Below are 26,895 nucleotides of genomic sequence, written 5' to 3' on the forward strand. Positions count from 1 at the left end.
GGCTCAGCATGACGGCCGGGTGCTGCGGCATGCAATGACTCCGCGCGCGGCGACGGGCGCACCGTGCCGTGCGCCCTCGTCACGGCATACGCAACGCCTACGCTCGCAGTGGGCGCTACGGTCTTCCCGGAGGACTTCACGGAAGGGGTCCTCCGGAATACCGCGCCCTGGCTCCCCGGGCTTCGCCCGGTGATCCCACCCCCTGACTTCGCCCGGGGGCGCCGCCCGGCCGTTCGGCCCGGGGGCACCTCCAAGCGATACCCATCTCATCCAAGGACACAAACCTGCGTACCGCAGCCGTCATTCCCGCCGCCGGACGTGGTGTCCGGCTAGGCCCCGGCGCGCCCAAGGCGATGCGTACTCTCGCCGGCGTCCCGATCCTGGTCCACGCCGTCCGCGCGATGGCCCGCGCCAGGGCCGTCACCGTCATCGTCGTCGTCGCCCCGCCGGAGGGCGCGGCCGAGGTCCGCGCGCTGCTCGACGCGAACGGGCTGCCCGAGTCGACCGACATAAGGGTGGTGCCCGGCGGTGACGCCCGCCAGGACTCCGTGAGGCTCGGCCTTGCCGCGCTGCCCGACGACGTCGACGTCGTCCTGGTCCACGACGCGGCCCGCCCGCTGGTGCCCGTCGAGACCGTCGAGGCCGTCGTGGACGCGGTCAGGGGCGGCGCCCCCGCCGTCGTGCCGGGCCTGCCGCTCGCCGACACCGTCAAGAGCGTCGACCCGGAGACCGGCCAGGTCACCGGGACCCCGCAGCGGGCCCTGCTGCGGGCCGTGCAGACCCCGCAGGGCTTCGACCGGGCGATACTGGCCAAGGCCCACGCCACGGTCACCGGTGACGTCACGGACGACGCCGGCATGGTCGAGCAGCTCGGCGTCCCCGTCCTCGTCGTGCCCGGCCACGAGGAGGCCTTCAAGGTCACCAGGCCGCTGGACCTCGTCCTCGCCGAGGCCGTACTCGCCAGGAGGCGGGCCAATGGCCACTGACTTCCCCGCGGGCGCCCTGCCGCTGGTCGGCGTGGGCACGGACGTGCACGCCTTCGAGGCGGGCCGCGAGCTGTGGTGCGCCGGGCTGCACTGGGAGGGCGCGGCGGCCGGCCTCGCCGGCCACTCCGACGGCGACGTGGCCGCGCACGCGGCCTGCGACGCGCTGTTCTCCGCCGCCGGGCTCGGCGACCTGGGCGCGCACTTCGGCACCGACCGCCCCGAGTGGGCGGGCGCCTCCGGGGTGGCCCTGCTCACCGAGGCGGCCAGGATCGTCCGGGCGGCCGGCTTCGGGATCGGCAATGTCGCGATCCAGGTCATCGGCGTACGCCCGAAGATCGGCTCGCGCCGGGCCGAGGCGCAGTCCGCCCTGGCCGCGGCCGTGGGCGCCCCGGTCTCCGTCTCCGGCACCACCACGGACGGTCTCGGCCTCACGGGCCGCGGCGACGGCCTCGCGGCGATCGCCACCGCCCTGGTCGCCCCGCTCCGCTGACCTGCACGGCGGGCCGCCGCCGTACGGGCGCGGCGGCCACCGTCACGCCGGCGCCACGCCGCCGAAATGGCCGATGTCGTTTCCGGCCGTGTCGGAGCGGACTGGGCACGGGCTGACGCCCACTACCCTGGATGGCGTGACTATTCGCCTGTACGACACCAACGCGCGCCAGGTCCGTGACTTCGTCCCGCTCACGCCGGGCTGTGTCTCGATCTACCTGTGTGGCGCCACCGTGCAGGCGGCACCGCACATCGGGCACATCAGGTCGGGGCTCAACTTCGACATCATGCAGCGGTGGTTCCGGCACCGCGGCTACGACGTGACCTTCATCCGCAACGTGACGGACATCGACGACAAGATCCTGCGCAAGGCCGCCGACCAGGGGCGCCCCTGGTGGTCCATCGGGTACGAGAACGAGCGGGCCTTCAGCAGCGGCTACGACGTGCTGGGCTGCATGCCGCCCACATACGAGCCGCGGGCCACCGGCCATGTGCCGGAGATGATCGAGATGATGCGCGGCCTCATCGAGAACGGCCACGCCTATGTCGCCGAAGGCAACGTCTACTTCGACGTGCGCTCCTTCCCCGGCTATCTGGAGCTGTCCAACCAGGAGCTGGACAATCTGCGCGCGGCCGAGGGCGAGGTCGACACCGGCAAGCGCGACCGCCGCGACTTCGCGATGTGGAAGGCCGTCAAGCCGGGCGAGCCGTCCTGGGAGACCCCGTGGGGCCGCGGGCGGCCCGGCTGGCACCTGGAGTGCTCGGCGATGGCGCACAAGTACCTCGGCGGCGTCTTCGACATCCACGGCGGCGGCATCGACCTGATCTTCCCGCACCACGAGAACGAGATCGCCCAGTCCAAGGCGTACGGCGACGAATTCGCCCGCTACTGGGTGCACAACGCGTGGGTCACCATGAGCGGCGAGAAGATGAGCAAGTCGCTCGGCAATTCGGTGCTGGTCTCCGAGATGGTGCAGCGCTGGCGCCCGATCGTGCTGCGCTACTACCTGGGCACCCCGCACTACCGGTCGATGATCGAGTACAGCGAGGAGGCCCTGCGGGAGGCCGAGTCCGCGTTCGCGCGCATCGAGGGTTTCGTGCAGCGGGTCGTGGAGAAGGCCGGGCACGTGGAAGCCGCGGCAGAGGTGCCGCCGGCCTTCGCCGAGGCGATGAACGACGACTTGGGCGTCCCGCAGGCGCTGGCCGTCGTGCACACCACGGTCCGGCAGGGCAACAGCGCGCTCACCGCCGACGACAAGGAGACGGCGGTCGCGCGGCTGGCAGAGGTCCGTGCGATGCTCGGAGTGCTGGGCCTCGACCCGCTGGACCCGCACTGGACCGGCGCGGACCGCGGGGACGACCTGCACGGCGTCGTGGACTCGCTGGTGCAGCTGGTGCTCGAGCAGCGGCAGTCCGCCCGGTCCCGCAAGGACTACGGGACCGCGGACGCGATCCGCGACCAGCTCGTCCAGGCGGGCCTGGAGATCGAGGACACCCCGACCGGTTCGCGGTGGACACTGCGGGGCTGACCGCCCCGCCGCCGCCCGCCCCCCACGTACAACGACATTCGACGCGCAGACGTGGAGACGTAGCAACGTCGAGACGCAGACAGAAGTGAGAGTGCCCCATGGCCGGCAACAGCCAGCGCAGGAACCGCCGTACGTCCAACAAGAAGGGCGCCACGGTCGGCAGTGGCGGGCAGCGCCGCAAGGGCCTTGAGGGCAAGGGCCCGACGCCGCCCGCCGAGGCGCGCAAGGGCCACAAGAAGAACCGCGTCGCCACCGCGCAGGCCCGGCGGGTGTCGGGCCAGTCCCGCCGCCCGTCCGGTCGCGGCGCCAAGTCGACGTCGGAGATGGTCGTCGGCCGCAACCCGGTGGTCGAGGCGCTGCGCGCCGACATCCCGGCGACGGCCGTCTACGTCCAGCAGTTCATCGACAACGACGACCGGGTGCGCGAGGCGCTGCGCCTGGCCACCGACCGCGGGGTGCCGCTGCTCGAAGCCCCCAGGCCCGAGCTGGACCGGATCACCGCCGGCCTGAACCACCAGGGCCTGGTGCTGCAGATCCCGCCGTACGAGTACGCCCACCCCGAGGACCTGCTCGCCGAGGCGTCCAGCCAGGGCGACGACGCCCTGATCGTCGCTCTCGACGGTGTCACCGACCCGCGCAACCTCGGCGCCGTCGTCCGCTCGGTCGCGGCCTTCGGCGGCCACGGCGTCGTGGTGCCCGAGCGGCGTGCCGCGGGCATGACCGCGGGTGCCTGGAAGACCTCGGCCGGCACCGCGGCCCGCGTCCCGGTGGCCCGCGCCACCAACCTGACCCGCACCCTGGAGGCGTACCAGAAGGCGGGTCTGACCGTCATCGGCCTGGCCGCCGACGGCGACGTCGAGCTGTACGACCTCGAAGCGCTCACCGGCCCGGTCGTCATCGTCGCCGGCAGCGAGGGCAAAGGCCTGTCGCGGCTGGTCGGCGAGACCTGCGACCTGCTGGTCCGCATCCCGATGCCGGGCGGCGCCGCCGAGTCGCTGAACGCCGGTGTGGCGGCGGGCGTGGTGCTCTACGAGGCGGCGCGGCGCCGGGCCTGAACGGCCCCGGATCCGGCCGTCGGGGCGTGCGGGAGCGCATCATACGGGCTCGACACGATTGACGCGTCTCGGACATCAAGGGCGACGTCCGGCAGTGTCCTAAACGTTCGTCACTCGGTTAGATGAGCGTGGACACCAGAACACCCCGCCCCTCCACAGGGGGAGGGACGCCCGGATTCGACCCGGTCATGACGATGGCACGGGTGCCGAGCGATCCCGCCCAGGTCATCGTCACCCACGCGAGTTTCCGCGTGCAGCTGGGACGGACCTCGGCCCGTTCCCTCGGACTCGGCGACGCCAGCCGCATCGCGGCCGCCCCGCAGCACGCGGGCGCCGCGGGAGCCTCCGGCCGCCGCAAGCTCGCGCCGGTTGTGTGGTCCGGCCGCACCGAGCCCGGCGACCCGCTGGCCGGCGAGCTTCTGCAGGCGGTACGGCGGGCCGGCACCGCCGAGGGCGCCCCGGGCGCGGCCACCCAGGTGCTGCCGCGGATCGACGACACCACGGTGCTGCCGCCCGCCGCGCCGACCGTCGTCGGGCCGCGCAGCGGCCAGACCCCGACCGGCCTGCTCAGCGGCGTACGGCCGGCGCGCGGCGCGTACGACGACGAGCCGGTGGTCGGCTACCGCGGCGGCACCCATGCCCGCGGCGGCGCGTATAGCGGCGGCGGCGTACGTAGCGGCGGCGGCGCACATGGTGACGGCGGCGTACATGGCCGCGGCTACGGCGGCGGCGGCGCCTATGGCGACGCCGAAACCGAGCGCAGGCCGCGCAAGAGCAACGGCGACTTCGTCAAGCACGCCTGGTATCCGGGCCGCAGGATGAACCTCGGCATCGTGCTGCTGCCCCTGCGCATCTTCCTCGGCTTCGTGTCGATCTACGCCGGCATGGGCAAGCTCTGCGACCGCGTCTACTTCGACGGCGGCGAACGCGGCTCCATGGTCACCTGGCTCGCCTCGCTGCACCCCTGGGCGGCGGCGGAACCGCTGCGCAATGCCGCGCTCAACCACCCGGTGGGCGCCGGCCTGAGCATCGCCTTCCTCCAGGTCGTGGTCGGCGTCCTGACCGTCTGCGGCCTGTGGCAGCGGGTCGCCGCCGTTTTCGGCGCCGCCCTGTCCATCGCCCTGCTCGTCACCGTGAGCTGGCGCATCGTCCCGGTCTACGACGCCCCCGACTTCATCTACCTCGCCGCCTGGAGCCCGCTGGTCATCGCCGGCGCCCCCGTCTACTCCATCGACGGCAAGCTCGCCGGCGACGCGTGGCGCCGCCTCGGCCCGCGGGTCGGCCTGTGGGACCTGCGCCGCTACGTCCTGCGGCGCGGCACGGTGCTCGGTACGGTCATCGTCGGCATCACCCTGCTGCTCGGCTCCGTGTTGGGCGCGGCGGTAAGGGCCACCAGCGCCCCGGAGCAGCGCCCCGCGGGCCCGACGGCCCCGCCCGTCAACAACCTGCCCGGCGTACCGCTGCCCGAGGTCTCAGGGAGCGACTCCTCCGTGCCGACCTCGCCGTCGCCGACGAAGTCGGCCAAGGCCAAGAAGAAGCAGCCGGACGCGGTGGCGTCGACCCAGGCGCCGACCACGGCCCCCGGGCGTACCCACACACCCGGCAGCACGTCCACGACCGGCACCAGCCACTTCTCGGGCACCTCCGGAGGCCACTCCGCGGCCTCGCCGCCCCCGCCCCCGGCCCCTCCGACCCAGGCGGCCCCGCCACCCCCGCCGCCGCCCGCCAAGCCCACCCAGGGCGCCATCGGCGGCCTCCTCGGCGCCCCTCTCCTCGGCCTCCCCCCGGAACCCTCGGCGCCCTCGGCCTGACCGTTCCCGCAGCACCCGCGAATCCCCGCGCCCTGCCAGGGCGCGGGGATTCGCGTCGGTGCGAGCCGGTCCGTCCGGCGGCGGGGGCGCCCACCCGTCAGACGGGCGCCGCGCCCAACTCCCTGGCCGCCTCGCGGAGGTCCTTGGCCGTGTCGATGGCCCGCCAGTACGCCCCCTGCGGAATGGGGTAGCCGGCCAGCCGGCGCTCGCGCGCCAAGCGCGGGAAGGTGGTGCGTTCGTGGTCGCCCAGGTCCGGCAGCATCGCCGTGAAGTCGGGCGCGAAGACGTAGACGCCGGCGTTGATGAGGAAGGGGGAGGGCGGGGACTCGATGAAGTCCAGGACCTGCCCGAACTCGTTGGTCTCGACGGCCCCCCAGGGAATGCGCGGCCTGGCGAGGGCGAGCGTGGCGACGGCGTCGCGCTCCTCGTGGAAGGCGGCCATGTCGCGCAGCGAGAAGCGGGTCCAGATGTCGCCGTTGGTGGCGTACCACGGCTCCTCGGGCCGCGGCAGCGACGCGGCGGCGTACTTCAGGCCGCCGCCGCGGCCGAGCGGCTCGCGCTCGACGACGGTGGTCACCTTCATCGGCAGCGGCGTGCTGTCCAGCCACTCCTGGAGCACCTCGGCCAGGTGCCCGCACGAGACGACGGCGTCGGTGACGCCCTCGGCGGCGAGCCACGCGAGCTGGTGGCCGATGATCGGCATGCCCGTGCCCGGGATCTCGACCATCGGCTTGGGCCGGTCGTCGGTGTACGGGCGCAGCCGCGAGCCCTGGCCTCCCGCCAGGATGACGGCCTGCGTGACCGGGTTGACCTCGTGCGCAATGGTGTCGTGCGTCATGCGGCGACCTTATGCGACGGCCGCTGCCGCGGAAGGCGGGGTGCGGCGCCCGCCCGTACGCGCGGCCCGTACGTCGCGGACCGTACGCGCGGACCGCGCGCACGCCGGCTTCCGCCCCGGCCGGATCGGTCGGGGCGGATCAACCGGCGTGGTCGGTGGGGCTATATCGGTCGGCCCGATCAGCCGACCGACGCGACGCCCGTCGCGAAGGACGTGTCGCACACCGGCCGCGACCACGACTGGGCGCGCTGTGTGGCGCCGTCGTACTTCGCCACGGCGGCGCGGCCCAGCGAACGCGCGATGGACGCGCAGTACTTGGCGAGCGACGGTTGGTGGGCCATGGCGACCTGGAGGTCGGTCAGGGCCACTCCCGGGTCCTTCTGCTGGAGTTCGGCCAGCAGCCGCGTACGCAGCACCTCCTGCGGTGCCTTTGCGGCGGCCTCCGCCGCCACTTCCTGCTTGCTCTTGGCGGAGGCGGTGAGCACCTGCGCGTCGGAGGAGGAGACGGCCCACGGGACGCGGGTGACGGCGAGCGTTCCCGACAGCACGAGAACGACCGGGAGAACGAGCGCGAATGTCTTGCCGAGACGGCGAGCTACCTGGTTCACGCCTCGGATCGTAGCGACTGGTGATGATTTGGCGACATTTAGTCACCCTCCCGAGGGAGTGAAATCGCCTGCGGGGGTGTTCGGGTGTTGACGAACGGATTCGAAAGGCCGGTTATGCGTATGTATGCGACGGGTGCGCGGAGCCCGGGGCGAGCACGCAAAAGGCCGGGCGGTACGTGGCAACCCACGTACCGCCCGGCCCTCTTGGCGCAGAGCGTCAGTCGCTGAGGCGCTCGCCGGAGGAGGTGGCGAAGACGTGCGTCTCGCCGCCGCGCGGCACCACGTGCAGCACGGAGCCCTTCTCGGGGATCGCGCGGCCGCCGACGCGGATGACGATGTCCTTCTCCTCGCCGTCGACCTTCGCCGAGCCGTAGACGTAGCCGTCCGCGCCCAGTTCCTCGACGACGTTGACGGTCACGGCCAGGCCGGCCGGGGCGTCCTTGGACAGCGACTTGCTGTCGCTGTCGCCGGTGACGATGTCGAAGTGCTCGGGCCGCACGCCGACGGTGACCGTACGGTCGCCCTTGTCGGCCGCCGCCTGCACCGCGTCACGCTCGACGTTGACCAGCGCGTTGCCGAACTTCACGCCGCCGTCGACGATCGGGACCTCGATGAGGTTCATCGCGGGGGAGCCGATGAAGCCCGCCACGAAGAGGTTGGCCGGCTTGTCGTACATGTTGCGCGGGCTGTCGACCTGCTGCAGCAGACCGTCCTTGAGCACCGCCACGCGGTCGCCCATCGTCATGGCCTCGACCTGGTCGTGGGTGACGTAGACGGTGGTGACGCCCAGTCGGCGCTGGAGGCTGGCGATCTGCGTACGGGTCTGCACGCGCAGCTTCGCGTCGAGGTTCGACAGCGGCTCGTCCATGAGGAAGACCTGCGGCTCCCGGACGATCGCCCGGCCCATCGCGACACGCTGGCGCTGACCACCGGAGAGCGCCTTCGGCTTACGCGCCAGGTAGTCGCTCAGGTCCAGGATCTTCGCGGCTTCCTCGACCCGCTTGCGGATCTCCGCCTTGTTGACGCCGGCGATCTTGAGCGCGAAGCCCATGTTGTCGGCGACCGTCATGTGCGGGTACAGCGCGTAGTTCTGGAACACCATCGCGATGTCGCGGTCCTTCGGCGGCAGGTGCGTGACATCCCGCTCACCGATCCGGATCGCCCCGGCGTTGACGTCCTCGAGCCCCGCGAGCATCCGGAGCGAGGTCGACTTGCCGCAACCCGAAGGCCCGACCAGCACCAGGAACTCGCCGTCCCCGACCTCGATGTCGAGCCCGTCCACCGCGGGCTTGTCGCCACCCGGGTAGATCCGGGTCGCCTTGTCGAACGTGACTGTAGCCATGACTGTTACACAGTCCCTTCACCGGCAGGAACGTGCCGGACGATCCGAGTAAAGGAAGCAGGTCTCTTGGTGCCGCTTCAGTGGTCCCCAGTCCGCATCCCACGGACTCCCGGTGACGCTACCTGCACGTTCCCCGTTTTGTCACCAGCCCCCCACCCACTTTTTCCCCACCCTCCCCCTGCCCCGCCCGCTACAATGCTCCTCGCGCCTCCTTAGCTCAGCTGGCCAGAGCGACGCTCTTGTAAAGCGTAGGTCGTCGGTTCGAACCCGACAGGGGGCTCTTTTTCTTGCCTGGTCAGGGCGCCTTCGCCCGGTCCCGGTCGGCGAGGCCGGGGCGCCCGGCACACATTCAGCACACATCGCACCGGTCCGCGGCGCCGGAGCGGTCCACCCGTCGGTCGGGCTGCCGCCGTGCCGTGGTCGGGGGCTGCAACCGGGGGCAGGCGAGCAGGAAGCTGCCTGATATCAGCGCGGGTGTCATCTCTCCCGGATTCTCTGCCGCCACCACGCTTCGGCATGCCACGGGCTGATGGACGCGGCCACAGGGTCGGGCAGGGTGCGGCGAAGGAACTCTGCATCCAACGGGGTGACGATCTTGAGGAGCCCTACCCGGGCTGCGGGCGGCAGTCGCCGGAGTGCCTGCTCGAGGGTGTCCCGGGCCTCTGTCGGATCGCAGCAGGGGCAATCGTCCCAAGGCAGATAGAGATATCGGCTGGGTTGCTGGAGGAACCGCTCGTATTGGTGCAATGCCTCGGCGACCGCACCATGCCAGAGATGCCGGGCTTCGAGCTGATCGATGGCTGCCCGGGTTCGGTGAGAAATGCCCGAAACCTGGCGGGCAGGGGGAGCATCACTGCGGGCTGGCCATCGCTGATCACGGATGGCGCCGGGCGGCTTACGCGCCATCGGCCTTTCGGGTCTGCGTCATGGCGCACATCATGCCAGGCCCCGGACGCCTCGTCAGTGGTGAGGCAGGGACACCTCAAGGGTCGTCCTGTGCTGGCTGCTGGCGCAGAGAAGGCTGAGCGAGTTGAACGCCAAGCCTGATGTGGCAGACGGCCGGGACGCCGCACTGTCCTGCCTGGGCACGGGGCCCCTTTCTGGCTCCTGCGTGCCGAGTCAGTCCGTCGTCATGTCCGTCCCACGCAGGGCTGTTGTGCCCTCTGTGAGCACTGCCTGGGACCTGGCGAGGAGCATGGCCCGGCGCTCGTCCATCTTGTCGGAGACCTCATCGAGGCGGTCGGGCAAAAGGTGGCCGTAGACGTCGAGGGTCAGCGTCGCGGACTTGTGGCCGAGCATCGTCTGGATGACGTTCACGTCGGCGCCGCTGGCGATGGCGAGCGACGCGGCGGTGTGCCGCAGCTTGTGCGGGGTCAGGTGGAGGTGGCCGAGTCCGGCTGCGCGGACCGCCGGGTCGAAGAAGCGGCTGCGGAAGTTGCTGATCCGCAAGGGGCCGCCTTGGGGTGCGGTGAAGAGGAGCTGGTCCGGCGTGCGGCCGTCGATATGAGCGGCCAGTTCACCGAGGAGGAACCGGGGGAGCGGCACCGAGCGGCGCTCGTGATTCTTCGGGGTGTCCAGGTGGAGGACGCCCCTCTCGTCTACATACGCCTGTACCACGTGAGCCCGTCGCGCGCCGACGTCCACCCGGCCCACGGTGAGGGCTGACGCCTCGCCCCAGCGCAGGCCGGTGTAGCCGAGCAGCCGGATGAACAGCCCGTACGGGCCTGCCGCTTCGGCGAGCGCCTCCCCTGGACCACGTCGAGATAGACGTGTTCGGCCTCAGCCGCCCTGGGAAGCGGGACGTCAACTGCCGGGTTGTGACTCAGCCGCTGCGACTTGACCGCGTAGCCAAGGACGCTGCTGAGGACGACGTACGCCTTCCGTACGCTCCGCGCACTCAGCTCGCGGCCGGTGGCCGTCCGCCCGGCCGACAGGTCGGCCAGCCACTGCGCCACGTCGTCGTACCGGATGCGGTCCAGAGGCGTCGTCCCCCACCCGACCGGCGTCGCCGGCGGCGTCATCGGGTCTCCTCGATACGGACAGCGCGGCGGCGGAGGGGCCTCGCGCTACAGGGGATGGCACGTGGCCTGGCAGACGACGGCATCGGGTTGCTCCTCTCGGTACGTACGGTGAGCAGCAACTGTCGTTCTGTGATGGCAAGGTCGACTTCCCCGGCGCGGGTATACCCATGGTGGGTCTCTTTCGGGCCTGTGTGACGCACACTCGGTTGAACTGGCAGGACGGGAAAGTGCGATGACCGGATACCGACCAGCGACCGCGTTGCCGCGCGCCATCGTCGAACGAGCGGACATGCGGGCCGCGAGGCGCAAACGGCTCAGCATTATCCAACACGCGAAGCAGCAGATCTCTAGCGCCGGAGGCGTGACGCTCGCTTGGGATCAGGCTCGCTACATATTGAAGCACATCGAATTCGCGTCCCGAAGGAGCGCTACGGATGAATTCTCGGACGGTACCGACCGTCAAGCCGTTGCTTGCTGCCATGCCCTAAGCCTCTCATGGAGGTCTGACAGAAGGGTCTTCTTCTCGTGTAGCGGAACGAGAATCAGCCGGATGCGTACCCGCCTCGGCAGACCAGCTGCGGCAAAACGCTCCCACCCAGCTCGGATTTCTGCTTCAAAAGCCTTTCGATACGCCGCTGCTGTCGAGCTTGGTGATTCGTTTAGGTCTCTGCTTAGCTCACGAACGCGCTCCGCTACCGTGTCGTTGTGGGAATCCTTAAAGAAGATCTTGCTAATTGCGATCTCAGTCCCAAAGATCTCTCTGAGAACCACATGCAAGAGTAGTTCGCCGAATTCTCCACGCCGGTGGTACTTGTCGGTCAAGTAGATATTCTTGACCGCGCGGCTGAGCATTTCGACGCCTGTTTCGCTATCGAAATCAGCGGCCTCGCTCTGCGACAAGGCAAACTCTGGGAGGCGTGTGAACATTTGGTTGGCCAGTGCGCGCCGTCGCCATTCGCCAAGCTCATATCCGGCACATAGGCCGCTCAATGCTGGGTTGGTGCCCGCATCGTCAACGAGAACTTCGAGTAGGGCGCGGGGGCGTGTCACGAGTTCCTGCCAGCATCAGCGCCATCAAGACGTGCGGGCAAGGCTTGAAGGGCAGGTTGACTCCGTGAATCCGTGTAAAAGTATCTTCCCCCACTCTCCCCGTCCGGCATACATGATGCACCCGATCTGTCGCTTGTGGGCCGCCCTTGCACGATTTTGCCTATAGGGGTGTCGGTGGAGCAGGAGATTCGAATGTACGTACGATGCGGTGAGGTTACTTCGGGGGTGAGAGTTAGGCCAGTGAGCGGAAGAGCTTGCCTGCCGTTTTGCGGACTTGACCCCCCATGAGCGCGCGCACTTCTGTCAGTTCGTTCAGGTGCCGTGCTGTGGATCACGTGATGCGGTTCGGGGATGGGCGCGAGGCCGGACACCTTGGTCGTACCCTCGCTCCTGCCTCATGCATCGACACCACGTGACGAGACTGGCTGAACGACTCCACGGGGGGACTTGTCCCGGATAGCCGAGGTGAGCGGTGGATCGCCGTAGTACGCCGGGAAGCTTGGCCAACCTGTGGCCACAGCGCCGGAGTGCTTGAACCCCTTCGTCCGTGACCGCGTCGCAGGCGTCGCCTCCGTCCGCCCCGCGCCCTCTGACCCTGCTCCTGAGATGCCTTGATGCGCACCGAGGTCTTCTCACGAGCGCGCGATTCCCCACAGGCGGCGTGGACCGCCGGCCTTTACACGTCCAACGGGGTTGCTGGAATCAGGCGGTGGTTGCCTCGAAGGTCTCGATCGTGCAGCGGGCCGCGCCGCTGCGTTCGATCCTGGCGTCGCTGGTGATGAGCGGTACGCCGAAGGTCTCGGCGAGGGCTACGTAGTGTGCGTCGTAGGCGGAGAGGTTGCTCGAGAGGTCGCGTACCCGTGGCCACAGCGCGAGTGTCGGGTGCAGGTCGAGAGCGAGGGCCTGGTAGTCGGTGATCGCCTTGGCGGCTTCCTTTTCTGTGATCTTCGGCTTGCCCCCGCGCCGACCGCGCGCCAAGCCGAAGATGGCCGAAGTGATCTCGTAGTCCAGCAGGCCCGGTGCCGCGAGAGTGTCCGCGTGACCCACCCGCTCGCGGATCGCGGTTCCCGTCGTCCCGTGGTCGAGGAGGAAGTGAACAAGGCTGGAGCAGTCAATGACGATCAACGTCGTTCCCGCCCGTCCTCGATGGCGCTGAGGATGTCGGTCGTGCTGAGCGCTGTGCGGGTTTCACGCTCAAGACGTGCTGCCATTTCCGCGAGGGTGGGCCTGGCGGCCTCCCGGGACAGGAGTTCCAGGGCGTACGCCTGGAGAGACTTGCCCGCCTGCGCGGCGCGTACCTTCAAGGCGTTGACTGTGTCGTCCGGGACGTCCCGGATGGTGATCGCGGTCATGCATTCATTTTAGCATCATTGCAGGCAATGTGCAGGCACGTTTGTGTTGCGGAGCACGGATTCAGCACACATGGGACTGGAAAGCCGTCCGAACCAGCGGCAATGGATGAACGTCGTTTGCCCTGGTCAGGAGGATGTTCGCTGCATCTCCGCAGGTCAGTCGTCTGTCCCGAGGGATCTTGTAAAGCGTAGGTCGTCGGTTCGAACCCGACAGGGGGCTCTGTAGCGAGCTCCTTGTCAGGCCTGTGACCTGGAGGTTTCCGTTTCGGGTGACCTTGGAGCCCGGCCAATCAGACACTCGCGGTCTGCGCTTCGCAGTGCGTAGGTCAAGGTTCGAGTCGTGTGGCGTTCTATGAGCGGCAAGCCTTTGACCTGCGGGTTTGCCGTGTTCGGCGCTCGGGGTCGGGTGTGCGCCAGCTGTTCCGGTGGCCGCGCGGTGGCCATCCGTGCAAGGAGCGTGCAGGCGGGTGTCTCGGAGCGGCGATGGGGATGGTGGATACGCCACGCGGGATTGTGGAGATGCGCCAATGCCGAGGTGCCGGGCGTCAAGGGTTGGAATGTCACCGGGAGGGGTCTCATCCGGTGGTGTGTGTACGTCCCGGGAGACCAGTTTGCTGCGGGGCAGCCCGCACCGCGTTCGGATTGATGGCGGTGCGGGCTGCCCCGGTTGGTGTCGACCGTCGTCAGGTCGGGGGACTCGCCGACGGCCTGTTGAGTTTTGGGGCTGGTCTTCGTTTCGGATGCAACAGGTCAGCTGAGGCGGGTGGGAATCGGGGGTTGGGTTCCGAGTGCGGCGACTTCTTCCGGGGAGAGGGCGAGGGAGCGGAGCTCGATGTCGCTGATGTTGGCGTTGGCGTATTCGCCGTAGGTGCCCTGGTAGAGGCGGCGGCCGATCTGCAAGGGACCGGTGGCGTTCCAGTCGGTGCCGGCGTAATCGGTGGTGGCGGCGAGGTGGCCGTTGATGTAGAGAGTGAGGGTTGCGGTGGTGCCGTCGTAGACGCCGGTGAGGTGTGTCCAGGTGGTGGTTTGGGCGGCGTTGGCGCCGGTGCCGGGACCGTAGGCGGCGGAGAAGGTGCTGGCCGTGTTGTTGTCGGCGCGGTTGAAGGCCCAGGCGTGCGCGCTGGCGGAGTAGTAGAGCTGGAAGGCGTTGGCTTGGCCGGCCGTGTCGGATTGGGAGACGAAGGTCGAGTTGGCGGTGAGGCTGTTGAGCTTCACCCAGGCGGAGACGGTGAAGCTTGCCGTTTTCCCGGTGGACACCATGGGGCCGCTGGTGGTGGCGTAGCCGGTGGTGCCGTTGAGGCCGAGTACGGTGCCGCGGGTGGCGTCCGTGGTGAAGGCGGCCGGCGAATGGAGGGTCAGGGTGCCAGCGGCGTTGAATTCGTCGTCAGTGGCGGCGAGTTCCCACCGGTCGGCGGGCCTGTTAAGGGTGCCTAGGGCAGTGGGTGCGTTGAACTGGGCGTTGCCGTTCACGGCCGCCTTGCCCGGATATTCGCTGTACTGCCCGGCGGGGGAGACGGTATAGAGGTCGGGGTTGCCGTCGGGGTTGCCGGTGGGGCTGTTGACGTCACCGGGTGAGGCCAGTTGGGGGAGGCCTTCGCGGTCCAGGCCGAGCGGGAGAAGATGGGATGCGGCGGGGAGCGTGCCGGTCGCCGCGCCCGTCCAGTTCTGGTCGGGGCCACCGTTGCACGTCCAGATGATCAGCTGGGCACCGGCTGTGGTGCTCCCCCCGGGGTCGGCGAGGCACAGCCCGGATGCGGTGTTGACCAGTGAACCGGTGTCTCCCGGGTGCCACTTCTGGTCGGTGCCGCCGTTGCAGGTGCTCAGTGTGACGGAGGCGGCGAGCGTGGAGTCTCCTTCGGTCAGGCAACCGCCCATGGCGTGCACGGTGCTGTCGGTGCCCAGGGACCACTGTTCAGATTCACTGCCGTTGCACCCGTTCGTTTGAACAGCGGTCCCTGGGGCGGTTGAGGCCCCTCGTACGTCGGCGCACAGTGGAGTGCTGCCGGTCTGAACCAGCGAGGTGAGGGCGTGTGGCGTGGGCGCGGCCAGCAGCGTGACGGGGAAGCCGTTGGTACCGAAAGTCAGCGGGTAGGTGTGGATTGCGCCGGTGCTGTCGCGGGCCCAGAGTGTGGGCTGGCTGCCGACGGTTCCGGGGGCGATCAGCTCGGTGTCGGACCAGTCGCCGGTGCTCAGCAGGACCGGTTGCTCAAGATGGTCGCTGCCGGTGGATGTGCCGGGATAGAACCAGAGTCGGCCGTCCTTCTCGATGGTGATGAGGTCGGGACTTTGGTCCCGCATGGACCCCGGCGCGAGGATCTGCTTCACCGACTTCCAGGTGGGGTCGTAGTCGGAGCAGTGCGATTGCGAGTCGCCGCAGGTGGGCTTCTGCGTCAACTGGATGACTCCGTCGCCGGTGTTGGTGAATTTGCCTGCCACTCCGTCAGTGCTGGTCGTCGCGTCGTTGCGGTAGATGTACATCGCGTCCGTCTGCGGGTTGTACGCGAAGAGGTCGTCTACGCCGGACTGTGTGGTGCTGCCGCGGTGTGCGAGCAGGAAGTTGTTCCAGCTTGTGCCGTCCGGGCTCTCGGCCTGGGTGGAGGCGAGTTCGGGGCTGGCGGAGACGTCGGAGTTGCCCGGGGTCAGGTAGAGGTTGCCGTCCTTGGCGGGCGAGACCAGGTCGGGGATGCCGTCGTAGTTGAGGTCACCGGGTTGGACCGGCGCGTTCGGGTTCCAGGGGGCGTAGAAGCTGTACGTGGTGGGGCTGCTGTTCCCCGCGCCGTCCACGGCCTGGACGTAGAGGGTGTGGGCGCCCCACTGCTGTGCGGACAGGCTGATCGGTACGTTCGCCGACGCGGTGCCGGCGCTGCCCACCGTGGCGGTCACCGCGTGTGCTCCTGTCGGGGGGACGGGGCTGTCCAGCGAGTACTCGAACGAGCTGATTCCGCTTCTGATGCAGGCGTTCAGGGTGCAGTCGGTCGGGGTCGGGTCGGTGCTGGTCACATGGACGGTGATGCCGGTGTCCCCGGCGTGCCCGGTCGGCGCGTTGCCGCTGCCGAGCGGCGGGAAGGCGGCTGAGTTGGTGAACGCGGCAGGTGTGGGCGGGGTCAGGTCGACGTTGAAGTGGCAGTTGCTGGTCCAGGCGCCGTAGAGGTGGCCGTCGTAGGCGCGGATTCCCCAGCCGTACTGGTGGCCGTCCTTGACCTTGATGTTGACCGGGACGTGCACGGTGGTCCCGGAGGCAACCGAGGCTGTGTCGGGGGGGTTGGTGACAACCGGTCCGCCGGATCCGTTGTCGGTCTGGTTGTCCCACACCTGGGAGTCGCTGCGAACGTTGGCGCCGGACATCGGGGTGGTGAGCTTGGCGTTGAGGTTGATGTTGCTGGTGTCGTTCGGCAGGTTGGAGGTCTTCCCGATCCAGCCCGGGTCGCCTGCGTTGCAGGCGGCTCCTTAGGGGTTGATGCTGTTCGGGGTTGTCGACAGGGCGCTGGGGGCGTCCGGGGGGATGTCGAAGGATGCGGTGATGTAAGGGTTGATGGCGAACCGCATGAAGCCGAGGTTCGGGTCGGTCTTGCTCTCGTCTCCCCACAGGCCGAAGGTCCAGGAGTCCTTGATGCCGGCGACGGCGTCGATCTGGCCCTTGACGTCGAAGCTCACGCTGCGGTCGCCGCAACCCGCGGCGGCGGACTTGACCTGTGCGGTGGCGAGGGTTGCTATGACGCCGGGCTGGTGATTCCAGTCGGTCGCGGGACCGCTCGGGTCCTTGGGCGGAATGATCGGCTTGACAGCTTTGAGGGTGACCGGCCAGGTGTTGGAGCAGCCGTGGTCGGACCCGTAGGTTTCGGTGAGGTGGAGCGTCGCGCTGGTGAACTGCATCCGGGCGTCGAGGTTGCTGGTGTTGATCTCGTAGTAGGAGCGTTCCAGGCCACGGCAGTTGTTGGCGAAATTCTGGTAGCCGACGCCTTCACCGTTGTCCTGGGGAATGTCGTACTGAGGGGCGTCGGCGCAGCTTTCCTGAACGACGGTGTAGTGGCCCGTGGTGTCTGTGACCGGGTTGGTGAAGGGGTCGATGTAGACCGGGTAGGTGGTGGTGGAACCGCGCAGCACTTCTGTGTCGGGGGCCAGCGTGACCCCATCCGCCGAGACCGCGACATCGACCTGGCCGACCTGCGCACCCGGGCCCGGGCCGCTCGCAGAAGAGGCGTCCGCGGGTTCGGCGGCCGTGGCCTCCTCGACCCTGGCCTGTGCGGTTGCGGTTGCGCTGTGGCTGGAGTCCCACATCAGTGGTGAGGGTGCGATGTATGTGAGGTCCCCGTCCGCGGTACGCGCGGCGATGTCGCCTGCGTCGTCGGCTGTGAGGGTGAGCCCGGTGGTGGCAGCCCCGAAACGCAGGCTGAGCAGCCGTGCGTCGGAGGCAGCGTCCGCGTCCTTGACCACCAGGACCTCGCTGAAGCCGCCCTGATCGGTGACTGCGGTCTGCAGGTCGACGCCCGGAAAGACCTCCGGGTACAGGGCTGTGGCGCCACTGACCTGAGGGGCCGGCAGTGTGAACGGGAAGGTGTACGACAGGAGGTGCCCGCTCTGGTCGGTGAGTGTCGCCAGCGGCCCGGTGCCGCCGCCGGACAGGACGACGCCCGCGGGGGTGGCCGCAGGCGAGTACGTACCGTCCTGGTTGGCCTGAAGGGTCGCGTCAACGGCCCTCCAGGAGTTGTCTTTTCTGACCCGCACCGGTGAGGTGTAAGAGGTCAGGCTGAAGGTGCCGTCGGGCTGTGCGACGGTTTCCGTGGTCGTGGTGGTCAGCGCGTCCACCACGACCGGCTGACCGGTCTGCTCGGCCTGCTGTTGTGCGGACTGCTCCGGGCCGCCTGGAGCCACCGGCCCGGTGACTCCGTCGGATGGCAGGACGCTGTCGTCCGCCTGCGCGGGACCGGCAATGGCCAGTGCGAGTACGCCAGCCGTGACAATGCTTGCGGCATGGCTGAGCAACCTGCGTCGCTTTCGGCGCAGGCGTGCGGTTCCCCCCACGAATATCCCCTTTCAGGGGTCCTTGTCAGCACAGGGCACGGGATGCGCCCGTGTGCTTTCTGTGAACGACCTGTACGGCGTCGGCTGTCCCTGACCCCCTCCTGGATGTTTGCTGCGGCGGACCAGCGGAACCCAGCCGGAGGCTATTGCGGCTCGCACATGCGTCGCAATAGTGTTCCGCTCTGTTAACGGGAGTGCACCGTGTGCTTCCGGTTGCGGTCCTCGCGGGCCGTGGGGTGGGCTGGGGGGTCTGTCGAAGTGCGTTTTAGGCTGCGCTTGTTCACTGATGTCCGGACGCGGGCGCGGCTGCGCGGTGCGACGGTCACGACCGCGGTGATCGCGGCGCTGGGAGTGATCGTCCCGCTGGCCCAGGCCGATTCGGGCGGCTACCACTACACGGGCAAGGTGTGGGCCGCGGACCCGGTGCAGCAGCAGCCCGTGGTGCAGGGCCACCCGGTGACATACGCCAAGCCGGTCAAGACCCGAACGCCGCGCGGAGCAAGGGCGCTGAGCACCCACCAGGCCAAGGCCCCGTCCTGGCCGGCCGCGGCCAGCGGCAGCGTCACCTTGCCGCAGCAGGGCAGCACTGTGGTGCAGGCAGGCTCCTCCCCGGTGTCACTGGCCGCCGCCCCCACCGCGATGTCCACGAAGACGCCCCCCGCGAGCGCTCCGCACTCGGTGCGGGTCAGCGTCGCGAGCCACAAGCAAAGTCAGGCGGCGGGCGTGGACGGCGTCCTCGTCGGCCTGACCCGCGGTGACGGCAAGAAGGCTGCGGGCAAGGTCATCGTCAAGGTCGACTACAGCTCCATCGCCCAGGCTTACGGCGGTGGTTGGGCCTCCCGGCTGCACCTGGTCGCCATGCCCGGCTGCGCACTGACAACGCCCCAACTGGCAGCCTGCCAGAGCCGTAAGCCGCTGGCGACCACCAACGACACCACCGCACAGACACTGTCGGCCGCCGTCGACCTGACCGCATCCGCGGCGACGGCTACGGGCTCGGCCGTCGCCGCCGTGTCCGACACCGGGGGGTCCCAGGGCAACTACACCGCAACGTCCCTATCGGCCTCTGGCGCCTGGTCGCAGTCCGCCAGCGGCGCCTTCACATACAACTACCCCATTGCCGTGCCCGCTTCGCTCGGCGGGAGCGCGCCCTCGGTCGGGCTGTCGTACAACTCCCAGTCCGTCGACGGCGAAACCTCCGCCCGTAACGCCCAGTCGTCCTCGATCGGCGACGGATGGTCGTACGAACCCGGGTTCATCGAGCGCTCCTACAAGACGTGCGACAACAACGGCATCAAGGACTCGTACGACGAGTGCTGGGCCGGTTACAACGCCACGCTGTCCCTCGGGGCGCACAGTGGCGAGCTGGTGAGGGACAGTTCGGGGATCTTCCATCTCCAGACGGACGACGGAACGAAGATCGAGCGGCTCACTGGCGCGGACAACGATCTCTGGCAGGGCGAGTACTACAAGGTCACCACCACCGACGGCACGGCCTACTACTTCGGTGTCGACCACACGCCCGGCACCACTTCGGATGCGTCCACCAACAGCGCGTGGAGCCTTCCCGTTTACCACCCGAAGTCATCCGACCCGTGCTACGACGCCGCCAAGGGAGACAAGTCCCAGTGCAGTGACCCGATCGGGTACCGCTTCAACCTCGACTTCGTTGTCGATCCGCACGGCAACGTCCAGCGCTACGACTACAAGACCGAGACCAATTACTACAACATGGGCCTCGGCCAGGTCGCCGCCTCCGGTGACGGCGGCACCATGACCTCGTACGTCCGAGCCGGATACCTCACCCAGATCTCGTACGGCTACCAGCTCGCCGACGCCCGAGCCGGACACGACCCCGCGGCCCGGGTCCTCTTCACATCCGCCCAACGGTGCACTACCTCCGACACCGTCTGCACGGCCGGCAACCTCTCCGACTCCACGGCCACGAACTGGCCGGATGTTCCCTATGACATCCACTGCGAAGCGGGCGACAAGACGTCCGGGGACGGCGACGACGTCTGCCACATCGGCTCGCCGACGTTCTGGTCCACCTACCGGCTCAAGACGATCACCACGCAGGTGAACACTGTCGACGGTTTCAAGAGCGTCGACCAGTACGACCTCAAGCAGATCTTCTCCGACGCCGGCGGTGTGATCGACCCCGTCACCGGCAAGACCGAGCACCCTGAGGACGCCGGCCAGCTCCAGTCGGTCATGTGGCTCCAGTCCATCCAGCACACCGGCCTGGACACCACCGGGGGCGGCACGCCACCGGTCTCCCTGGACCCGGTCACCTTCACCGGCATCGAGGCGGACAACCGCGTCGACGGCCTCACTCCGGCCGCCCCGCCGCTGTTCCACCCGCGGATCTCCAGCGTCCACACCGAGACCGGCGAGTCCATCGCCGCCACCTACGCCGACCCTCAGTGCTCCCGCGTCAACCACACCATGCCGGCCTCCGCGGACAGCAACACCAAGGCGTGCTTCCCGGTCTACTGGAACCCGCCCGGCTCGGTCGATCCCATCTCCGACTGGTTCAACAAATCACTCGTCACCCAGGTCTCGGACAGCGATCTGACCGCAGCGGGCTCGCCGGCCAAGGTCACCAACTACCAGTACGGGAACGCAGCCTGGCACCGCGACGACTCCGACCTCACCGACGACAAGTACCGCACCTGGAACCAGTTCCACGGCTTCAGCACTATCACCGTCCTGGGGGGCGCGTCCCCCGACCCCGTAACCAAGACGGTCACCACCTATCTGCAGGGAATGGACGGCGACTACAAGGCCAACGGCAGCCGGCGCTCGGTGACTCTCGGCAGTGTTACGGACAGCGAGTGGCTGACGGGGACCCCGCAAGAGACTGACACTTACAACACCACGGCGCCAGGCTCGCCGGTAATCGCCAAGAACATCACCGACGCCCTGTCGACAGTGGAGACCGCGCATCGGGCACGCACGGCCTGGACATCCGAGGACCCAGCGCCCGCCGATCTGTCCACTCTGCCCGACCTCAGCGCCCGACGACTGGACACCACGACCAGCCGCTCCCTTTCGCTGCTCGCCGACACCACTTGGCGGACCGCCAAGACCGTCACTCGGTACGACGCGTTCGGTCGGGTCACCCAGGCCGACGATCAGGGCGACGTCGCCGACCCGAAGCAGGAGAACTGCACCACCACGAGCTACGCGCCCGCCCCGGCATCCAACCCGATGATGCTCACCTACCCCAGCGAAACGATCAGCGTCTCGGGGCCCTGCGGGACCACACCGAGCGCCACCACGACCCTGGTGGACAAGCGGATCTTCTATGACGGTGACGGCAGCATCGCCACCCCCGGCACCTACGGGAAGCTGGGCCAGAGCTGGCCCTCGGACGGCGCCAGCCCGCAGGTGCACTCCCTCGGCTACATGACCGCGGTCCAGAGCATCAAGTCCTACAGCGGCTCCGGAAGTCCCACCTTCGTCATGCTCGGTGCCTTGTCGTACGACAAGTACGGCCGGGTGACCAAGTCCCTGGACGGCGCCGGGGCGACGACCACTACCGGTTACACCCCTGCCACCGGCATCCTGCCGACCACGATCGCCGTCACCAACCCGCTCGGGTGGGGCTCGTCCACCGCCGTCGATCCGGGGCGTGGTGCTGTCACCGAGTCCATCGATGCCAACGGTCGCGTCACCGACTCGGCGTACGACGCACTCGGCAGGCGTACCGCGGCGTGGCTCCCGGGGCGGAGCAAGAGCGCCCACATTGACAGCCCCGACAAGAAGTTCACCTACTCCGTCCACGGCACCGGTGACAACCCGGCCCCCTCGTCCGTCACCACCCAGACACTGCGCGAGGACCAGACCTACGGCACGTCCGTCTCGATCTACGACGGAATGCTGCAACTGCGGCAGACCCAGACCGATGCCTTCGCCGGCTCGGGCGGACGGCTGATCTCGTCCGACTTCTACGACACGCACGGCTGGCAGAGCGCCGGCTACGCCACCTACTCGGATCCCGACCATGCGCCGGGCACCACCTTGTGGGCGGAACTCGAGACCACGATCCCCTCCGAGTCGCGCACCGTCTACGACGGCCTCGGTCGCCCCGTGCAGAGCCAGATGTGGGCCAAGGGCTCCCAGCTGTGGCACTCCAGCACGGCCTACCCCGGTGCCGACGAGGTCGACAGCACTCCGCCGGCCGGAGGCCAGACCACATCCGCGGTGACCAACGGCCTCGGCCAGACCATCGCCACCACGGTCAAGGACACCACCCCCGCCCGCAAGCTCACGGCCGGCACCGTCATCGCCTCCGGTAGCTCGTACGCCTCCAACAGCGTCCGGCTGACCATGCAGGCCGACGGCAACCTCGTCCTCAGCGGGATCGCCAAGGCCACCCAGCTGTGGGCTTCCGGCACCGGCGGCAACCCGGGTGCGAGCGCCACGATTCGCACCGACGGCAGCCTGGTGGTGACCGATACCACGGGCACGGTGCTGTGGAACTCCAATTCCGGCACCACCGGCACGACCGGCGCCTACCTGCAGATTCGCGACGACGCCAGCCTGCAGGTCTTCAGCGCGACAGGCGTGAGCAAGTGGACCTCCGGCACAGCTGGGAAAGCGGCCGCAGCCGACGACACCACGAAGTACACCTACACGCCGGCCGGCCAGACCGCCTCGGTCTCCGACGCCGTCGGCAACACCTGGACCTACCAGTACGACATCCAGGGTGAGCTGCTCTCGCAGCACGACCCGGACGCGGGCGACAGCTCGTACGTCTACGACGCCTACGGCCATCTCGTCCAGACCACCGACCCACGCGGCCAGACCCTGTCGTACACCTACGACGTCCTCAACCGGCAGACCGCCGAATATGCGGAGCAGGACAAGGCCGTCCACGATCCCGCCACCAAGCTCGCCTCCTGGACCTTCGACACCCTGGTCGACGGCACCAGCGTCAAGGGGCTGCCGTCATCGGAGACCCGCTACGTGGGCGGCACCCAGGGCAGCCGATACGTCTCCCGTATCGACGGTTACAACACCGCCTACCAGCCGACCAGCGTCAGCACGGTCATCCCGAGCGCGGAAGGCGCCCTGGCGAAGACGTACACCTCGTCCGCCACGTACTCGCCGAACGTGGGCCTGCTGGACATGACGACCTATGGCGCGGACGGCGGCCTGCCCGGGGAGACCATCGGGTACGACCACAACCTCGAAGGTCTCCTCGTCGGCAGCGGATCGGACCTCACCCCCTACCTCGACATCGCGATCCACACCCCGCTCGGCCAGATCGAGCAGTCGACCTACGGCCTGTACGGCAAGCAACTCCGCACCAACCAGACCTACGACGCAGCCACCCAGCGGCCTGTCACCAACACCGTGAGCCTCCAGACGGCGGCCACGGCGCCGATCGACACCTCCACCTACGGCTACGACGCGTCGGGCAATCTCAACGCGGTCAGCGACGTCCAGTCCAACGGCACATCGACCACCGGCACCGACACCCAGTGCTACGCCTACGACGGCCAGGGCCGCCTCGCCGAAGCATGGAGCGATACGGCAGGCATCACCACGCCGGCGATCGCCGGAACCGGACAGCTCGCCCACTGCAACACAACCGTGCCCAGCGCCTCGACGGTCGGCGGTCCCGCACCGTACTGGCAGTCGTACACCTACGACCTGCTCGGCGACCGAACGCAGAAGACGCAGCACGACCCCGCCGGGAACGCGCTGAAGAACACGACGCAGACCGTGTCGTTCCCCAGCGCCACGGCGTCGGCTGCGCTCCCGAACCAGGCGTCCACGGTCACCACCAGCAACCCGACGACGGGCACAGCCACCTCCACCCTGAACTACCAGGACGCCTCACGGTTGCCGGCGACCAACGCCGGCAACCTGATCAGCCGTTCCACCAAGACCGACGGCCCGTTCGTCTCCAGTGTCAAGACCACGGCAGGCGGGGCGCTGTGCCTGGCCGACTCGGGTGCCCACACCGACGACGGCACCCCACAGATCCTGTGGGGCTGCGGCGCCAGCGGCCAGACCTACACCGTCGGCACCGACGGCACGGTCACGGTTCTCGGCAAGTGCCTGGACACCGCGGTCGCCCAGCCGGTGGCGGGCACCGGGGTCGTCATCAACACCTGCGCTGCCGGCAAGGCAACGCAGCAGTGGAAGACCACAGCCAACAACACCCTGGTCAACGTCGCCTCCGGGCTGTGCTTGGCAGACCCCGCTGCCAACCAGGCTCCCGGAACCAAGCAGATCCTTTGGACCTGTGGCGCCGGCGGCCAGACTTACACCACCCCGGCAACCGGCACGAGCCTGGCCGCCGGGCAGACCCAGACCTTCACCTACGACGCGGAGGGCCGAACTGCCTCCGTGGTGACCGGCGACGGCACCTCCCCGAAGCAGACCAGCTACCTCTACGACGCCTCTGGCCACCTGCTCATCGAGCGGGACCCGGGCAAAACCGTGCTGTACCTCTTCGGCGGCACCGAGCAACTCACCCTCGACACCACCACCCACACGGTGTCGGGTCAGCGGTACTACTCCAACCCCGACGGCACCCAGATCCTCCGCACCTCATCGGGCACCCTGACCTACCTGCCGACCAACGCCCAGGGCACAGCGCAACTGTCCGTGGACGCCACCACGCTGGCAATCACCCGCCGCGCCTTCGACCCCTACGGCGCGCCGCGCGGCACCACCCCCAGCCCCTGGGCCGACAACCACGGCTACCTCGGCAAACCCACCGACCCCGTCTCCGGCCTCGACCTCCTGGGCGCCCGCGACTACGACCCCACCATCGGCCGCTTCCTCACCGTCGACCCCCTCTTCGAAGCCGGCGACCCCAGCCAGATGGGTGGGTACGCATATGCGGGGGACGACCCGGTCAACGGCGCAGACCCCGCTGGCCTGATGTGCTTCGGGTGCGGCAGCAGCGGCGGATTTGCGGAGACGGCCACCCTTGTCGGAAGCGGTGGGGGCGGCTCCGGCGGGTCGGGTAACGGAACCGCGCACCACGCGGTGCAGGCCGGCTGGGGCGTCTCCTGGGGCAAGGCCCTTGACTACGCGGCCGGCGGGCTTGTCGCCGGCCTTGGCATCACCGCTGTCGGCGTGTGCACTGGCTCAGAAGTTGGCGCGCTACTCGATGCGGCATGCTACGAAGCCGGAGCCACCGCGGGCGCCGCCATATGTGGCTACATCACCCATGGGGACTGCGGACCGGGTGCAGCCGAAGACCCCACCGGAAACAGTGAGCACGAGGACACTCCGCGCGGGCGCGCGGAAGAAGAAGCTCCGAGCACGACCCATCTCTCAGCCCAGGATCCCAACAGCACCTTCACAAGTGGTGAGAGGGCCAGAAGCGATTTCGCCTCAGGCTCCGGCGAGGGCACGCTATCTGCTTCGAAACTGTACGATAACGACGTACCGTCCAAGGCGCACCCGTGGACACCCGACGAAGCCGAGCCCGGAAAACCTGCCGAGGCAGCCTCGCCTAGTAGTTCCAAGAGCGGTACGGCCAAAAAACCAGTAGCGGACGACGCGGCTACAAGTGAGAAGTGCAGCTTCAGCCCCGGCACTCCCGTCCTCCTGGATCACGGCAAGACCAAGCCGATAGGCGACGTCACCGTCGGCGACAAGGTCGAATCAGGCGACCCCAACACCGGCAAACACGCCGGCCCCCACACGGTCACCGCCACCTGGGTCAACTACGACACCGACCTGATCGACGTCACGGTCAAGGGCGCCGACGGCAAAACGGCCACCCTCCACACCACCGCCAACCACCCCTTCTGGGACGACACCACCCACACCTGGACCCCCGCCGCAGACCTCCACCCCGGCGACACCCTCAACACCGCCACCAACCACCACGCCGCCGTCCTCACCCTCCACCTCACCCCCGGCGCCGCCAACCGCTACAACCTCACCGTTGACCAACTCCACACGTACTATGTCGTGGCGGGCGGCACGCCGGTACTCGTCCATAACAGCAACGGATGTGGGGTAACGCGAGGTCCAGATGGACGTTTCCAGTCGGATCCCAATCGAGTCGCTCCCAATGCAATATATGATCGTGTCACGCTCCGCTCGTCGACCAAGCAGGCTGTTCAGGATGCTGCGCCACGAGATGCGGATGGCAATTTCATCGATCCGAATACTGGACAGAGCATTCCGGCCGAAGGTCCGTTCCACTATGGACACAAGCCGGGGTTCGAGTACTGGCGCAATCGGGACATGGTGCAGGCGCAGGGTTGGACTCGGGAACAGTTCATCGAATTCGAGAACGATCCGAGTCACTATCAAATCGAAGATCCCTACAACAATATGAGTCATCAGTATGAGCAACCATAATGTACGCGATCGCCAGGGGCGAACCCCTCTCCATGCTGCTGCTTTGCGTGGGGATCTTACTGAGGCCGAGCGCCTGATCGCCGCTGGTGCTGATCCGAGTGCCGCAGACCACAACGGATTCACCCCGCTCCATCTAGCGGCACAGGAGGGTCACTTCGGCGCAGTACAATTGCTGCTGGATGCTGGCGCGGAGGTCGATCAGAGAAATAAGTTTGGAAACACTGCGCTGTTCGTTGCGGTATTCAACTCTCGCGGGCGGGGTGACCTGATTTCCCTGCTGCGAGAGCGTGGCGCCGACCCGATGGCGGAGAACGCCAGCGGGCAGACTCCATTTGGATTGGCCCATTTGATTGCCAACTTCGACGTGGCTCAGTACTTCGCAGACCTGGGAAGTCCTGAGTAGTCGCAGAAAGCGTCTCGGATTGTGCACAGAGGCCCCGCCGGAA

At 68.4% G+C, this 26,895-nt stretch carries 16 protein-coding genes and 1 tRNA gene; 8 read left to right on the forward strand and 9 right to left on the reverse strand.

The features are described from left to right. Positions 1-257 precede the first annotated feature (257 nt). The 5 genes from ispD (at position 258) to BUE44_RS26890 (ending at position 5,870) form a co-directional block, all read left to right on the forward strand. Positions 258-986: a 2-C-methyl-D-erythritol 4-phosphate cytidylyltransferase gene (gene ispD / locus BUE44_RS26870; protein ID WP_073501579.1), complete on the forward strand. Its 729-nt coding sequence runs from the start codon at positions 258-260 to the stop codon at positions 984-986. Next, a complete protein-coding gene (gene ispF, locus BUE44_RS26875; protein WP_073501580.1) occupies positions 976-1,476 on the forward strand; it encodes a 2-C-methyl-D-erythritol 2,4-cyclodiphosphate synthase in 501 nt (166 codons plus the stop codon). The genes ispD and ispF overlap by 11 nt, the downstream gene beginning before the upstream one ends. Positions 1,477-1,612: 136 nt before the next feature. After that, complete coding sequence (gene cysS, locus BUE44_RS26880) at positions 1,613-3,004, forward strand: cysteine--tRNA ligase (protein WP_073501581.1); 1,392 nt, start codon at positions 1,613-1,615, stop codon at positions 3,002-3,004. Positions 3,005-3,102: 98 nt separating this feature from the next. Continuing rightward, positions 3,103-4,059, forward strand: coding sequence for a 23S rRNA (guanosine(2251)-2'-O)-methyltransferase RlmB (gene rlmB / locus BUE44_RS26885; RefSeq protein ID WP_073501582.1), 957 nt, complete (start codon positions 3,103-3,105; stop codon positions 4,057-4,059). A 188-nt stretch (positions 4,060-4,247) separates the two neighbouring features. Then, the gene (locus BUE44_RS26890) at positions 4,248-5,870 is read left to right on the forward strand and encodes a DoxX family protein (RefSeq protein WP_073501583.1); all 1,623 of its coding nucleotides are present in this window, start codon (positions 4,248-4,250) and stop codon (positions 5,868-5,870) included. Between the two features lie 97 nt (positions 5,871-5,967). Here the strand turns inward: BUE44_RS26890 and BUE44_RS26895 are convergent, their stop codons facing one another. The 3 genes from BUE44_RS26895 to BUE44_RS26905 all read right to left on the reverse strand — a co-directional run bounded on the left by BUE44_RS26895 (position 5,968) and on the right by BUE44_RS26905 (position 8,658). Next, the gene (locus BUE44_RS26895; protein ID WP_073501584.1) at positions 5,968-6,708 is read right to left on the reverse strand and encodes a nucleotidyltransferase family protein; all 741 of its coding nucleotides are present in this window, start codon (positions 6,706-6,708) and stop codon (positions 5,968-5,970) included. Positions 6,709-6,887: 179 nt separating this feature from the next. Then, the gene (locus tag BUE44_RS26900) at positions 6,888-7,316 is read right to left on the reverse strand and encodes a hypothetical protein (protein ID WP_073501585.1); all 429 of its coding nucleotides are present in this window, start codon (positions 7,314-7,316) and stop codon (positions 6,888-6,890) included. Positions 7,317-7,533: 217 nt separating this feature from the next. Further along, the gene (locus BUE44_RS26905) at positions 7,534-8,658 is read right to left on the reverse strand and encodes an ABC transporter ATP-binding protein (protein ID WP_073501586.1); all 1,125 of its coding nucleotides are present in this window, start codon (positions 8,656-8,658) and stop codon (positions 7,534-7,536) included. Between the two features lie 206 nt (positions 8,659-8,864). On the opposite strand from BUE44_RS26905, the gene BUE44_RS26910 reads away from it, so the two are divergent. Beyond that, positions 8,865-8,938, forward strand: a tRNA-Thr gene (locus BUE44_RS26910). Positions 8,939-9,777: 839 nt separating this feature from the next. On the opposite strand, the gene BUE44_RS38835 is transcribed toward BUE44_RS26910, so the two are convergent. The 6 genes from BUE44_RS38835 to BUE44_RS26950 all read right to left on the reverse strand — a co-directional run bounded on the left by BUE44_RS38835 (position 9,778) and on the right by BUE44_RS26950 (position 17,953). Beyond that, positions 9,778-10,311, reverse strand: coding sequence for a tyrosine-type recombinase/integrase (locus BUE44_RS38835; protein ID WP_235002478.1), 534 nt, complete (start codon positions 10,309-10,311; stop codon positions 9,778-9,780). An 827-nt stretch (positions 10,312-11,138) separates the two neighbouring features. Beyond that, positions 11,139-11,729 carry a Hachiman antiphage defense system protein HamA gene (locus BUE44_RS26925; protein WP_143172590.1) on the reverse strand — a complete coding sequence of 197 codons (591 nt, stop codon included), beginning with the start codon at positions 11,727-11,729 and terminating at the stop codon, positions 11,139-11,141. A 702-nt stretch (positions 11,730-12,431) separates the two neighbouring features. Further along, positions 12,432-12,854 carry a type II toxin-antitoxin system VapC family toxin gene (locus tag BUE44_RS26930; RefSeq protein WP_073501588.1) on the reverse strand — a complete coding sequence of 141 codons (423 nt, stop codon included), beginning with the start codon at positions 12,852-12,854 and terminating at the stop codon, positions 12,432-12,434. Continuing rightward, entirely contained in the window at positions 12,851-13,081 is a 231-nt protein-coding gene (locus tag BUE44_RS26935) for a FitA-like ribbon-helix-helix domain-containing protein (RefSeq protein ID WP_073501589.1), read from the reverse strand. The genes BUE44_RS26930 and BUE44_RS26935 overlap by 4 nt, the downstream gene beginning before the upstream one ends. A gap of 750 nt (positions 13,082-13,831) precedes the next feature. Continuing rightward, entirely contained in the window at positions 13,832-16,426 is a 2,595-nt protein-coding gene (locus tag BUE44_RS26940) for a LamG domain-containing protein (protein ID WP_143172591.1), read from the reverse strand. A 102-nt stretch (positions 16,427-16,528) separates the two neighbouring features. Further along, entirely contained in the window at positions 16,529-17,953 is a 1,425-nt protein-coding gene (locus BUE44_RS26950) for a hypothetical protein (RefSeq protein ID WP_073501592.1), read from the reverse strand. 426 nt (positions 17,954-18,379) lie between these two features. Here BUE44_RS26950 and BUE44_RS26955 point away from each other — a divergent pair, with 426 nt between their 5' ends. Both BUE44_RS26955 and BUE44_RS26960 read left to right on the forward strand, forming a co-directional pair. Further along, positions 18,380-26,449, forward strand: coding sequence for a GH-E family nuclease (locus tag BUE44_RS26955; RefSeq protein ID WP_073501593.1), 8,070 nt, complete (start codon positions 18,380-18,382; stop codon positions 26,447-26,449). Further along, entirely contained in the window at positions 26,436-26,852 is a 417-nt protein-coding gene (locus BUE44_RS26960; protein ID WP_073501594.1) for an ankyrin repeat domain-containing protein, read from the forward strand. The genes BUE44_RS26955 and BUE44_RS26960 overlap by 14 nt, the downstream gene beginning before the upstream one ends. Positions 26,853-26,895: the final 43 nt, after the last annotated feature.

Source organism: Actinacidiphila paucisporea (assembly GCF_900142575.1).
Lineage (GTDB): Bacteria > Actinomycetota > Actinomycetes > Streptomycetales > Streptomycetaceae > Actinacidiphila > Actinacidiphila paucisporea.

Bases quoted from the DNA above. Each gene is read 5' to 3' on its own strand.
- BUE44_RS26935 (WP_073501589.1), bottom strand. From the start codon at position 13,081: ATGACCGCGATCACCATCCGGGACGTCCCGGACGACACAGTCAACGCC.
- BUE44_RS26890 (WP_073501583.1), top strand. From the start codon at position 4,248: ATGACGATGGCACGGGTGCCGAGCGATCCCGCCCAGGTCATCGTCACC.
- BUE44_RS26905 (WP_073501586.1), bottom strand. From the start codon at position 8,658: ATGGCTACAGTCACGTTCGACAAGGCGACCCGGATCTACCCGGGTGGC.
- BUE44_RS26960 (WP_073501594.1), top strand. From the start codon at position 26,436: ATGAGCAACCATAATGTACGCGATCGCCAGGGGCGAACCCCTCTCCAT.
- BUE44_RS26895 (WP_073501584.1), bottom strand. From the start codon at position 6,708: ATGACGCACGACACCATTGCGCACGAGGTCAACCCGGTCACGCAGGCC.
- ispF (WP_073501580.1), top strand. From the start codon at position 976: ATGGCCACTGACTTCCCCGCGGGCGCCCTGCCGCTGGTCGGCGTGGGC.
- rlmB (WP_073501582.1), top strand. From the start codon at position 3,103: ATGGCCGGCAACAGCCAGCGCAGGAACCGCCGTACGTCCAACAAGAAG.
- BUE44_RS26940 (WP_143172591.1), bottom strand. From the start codon at position 16,426: ATGTCCGGCGCCAACGTTCGCAGCGACTCCCAGGTGTGGGACAACCAG.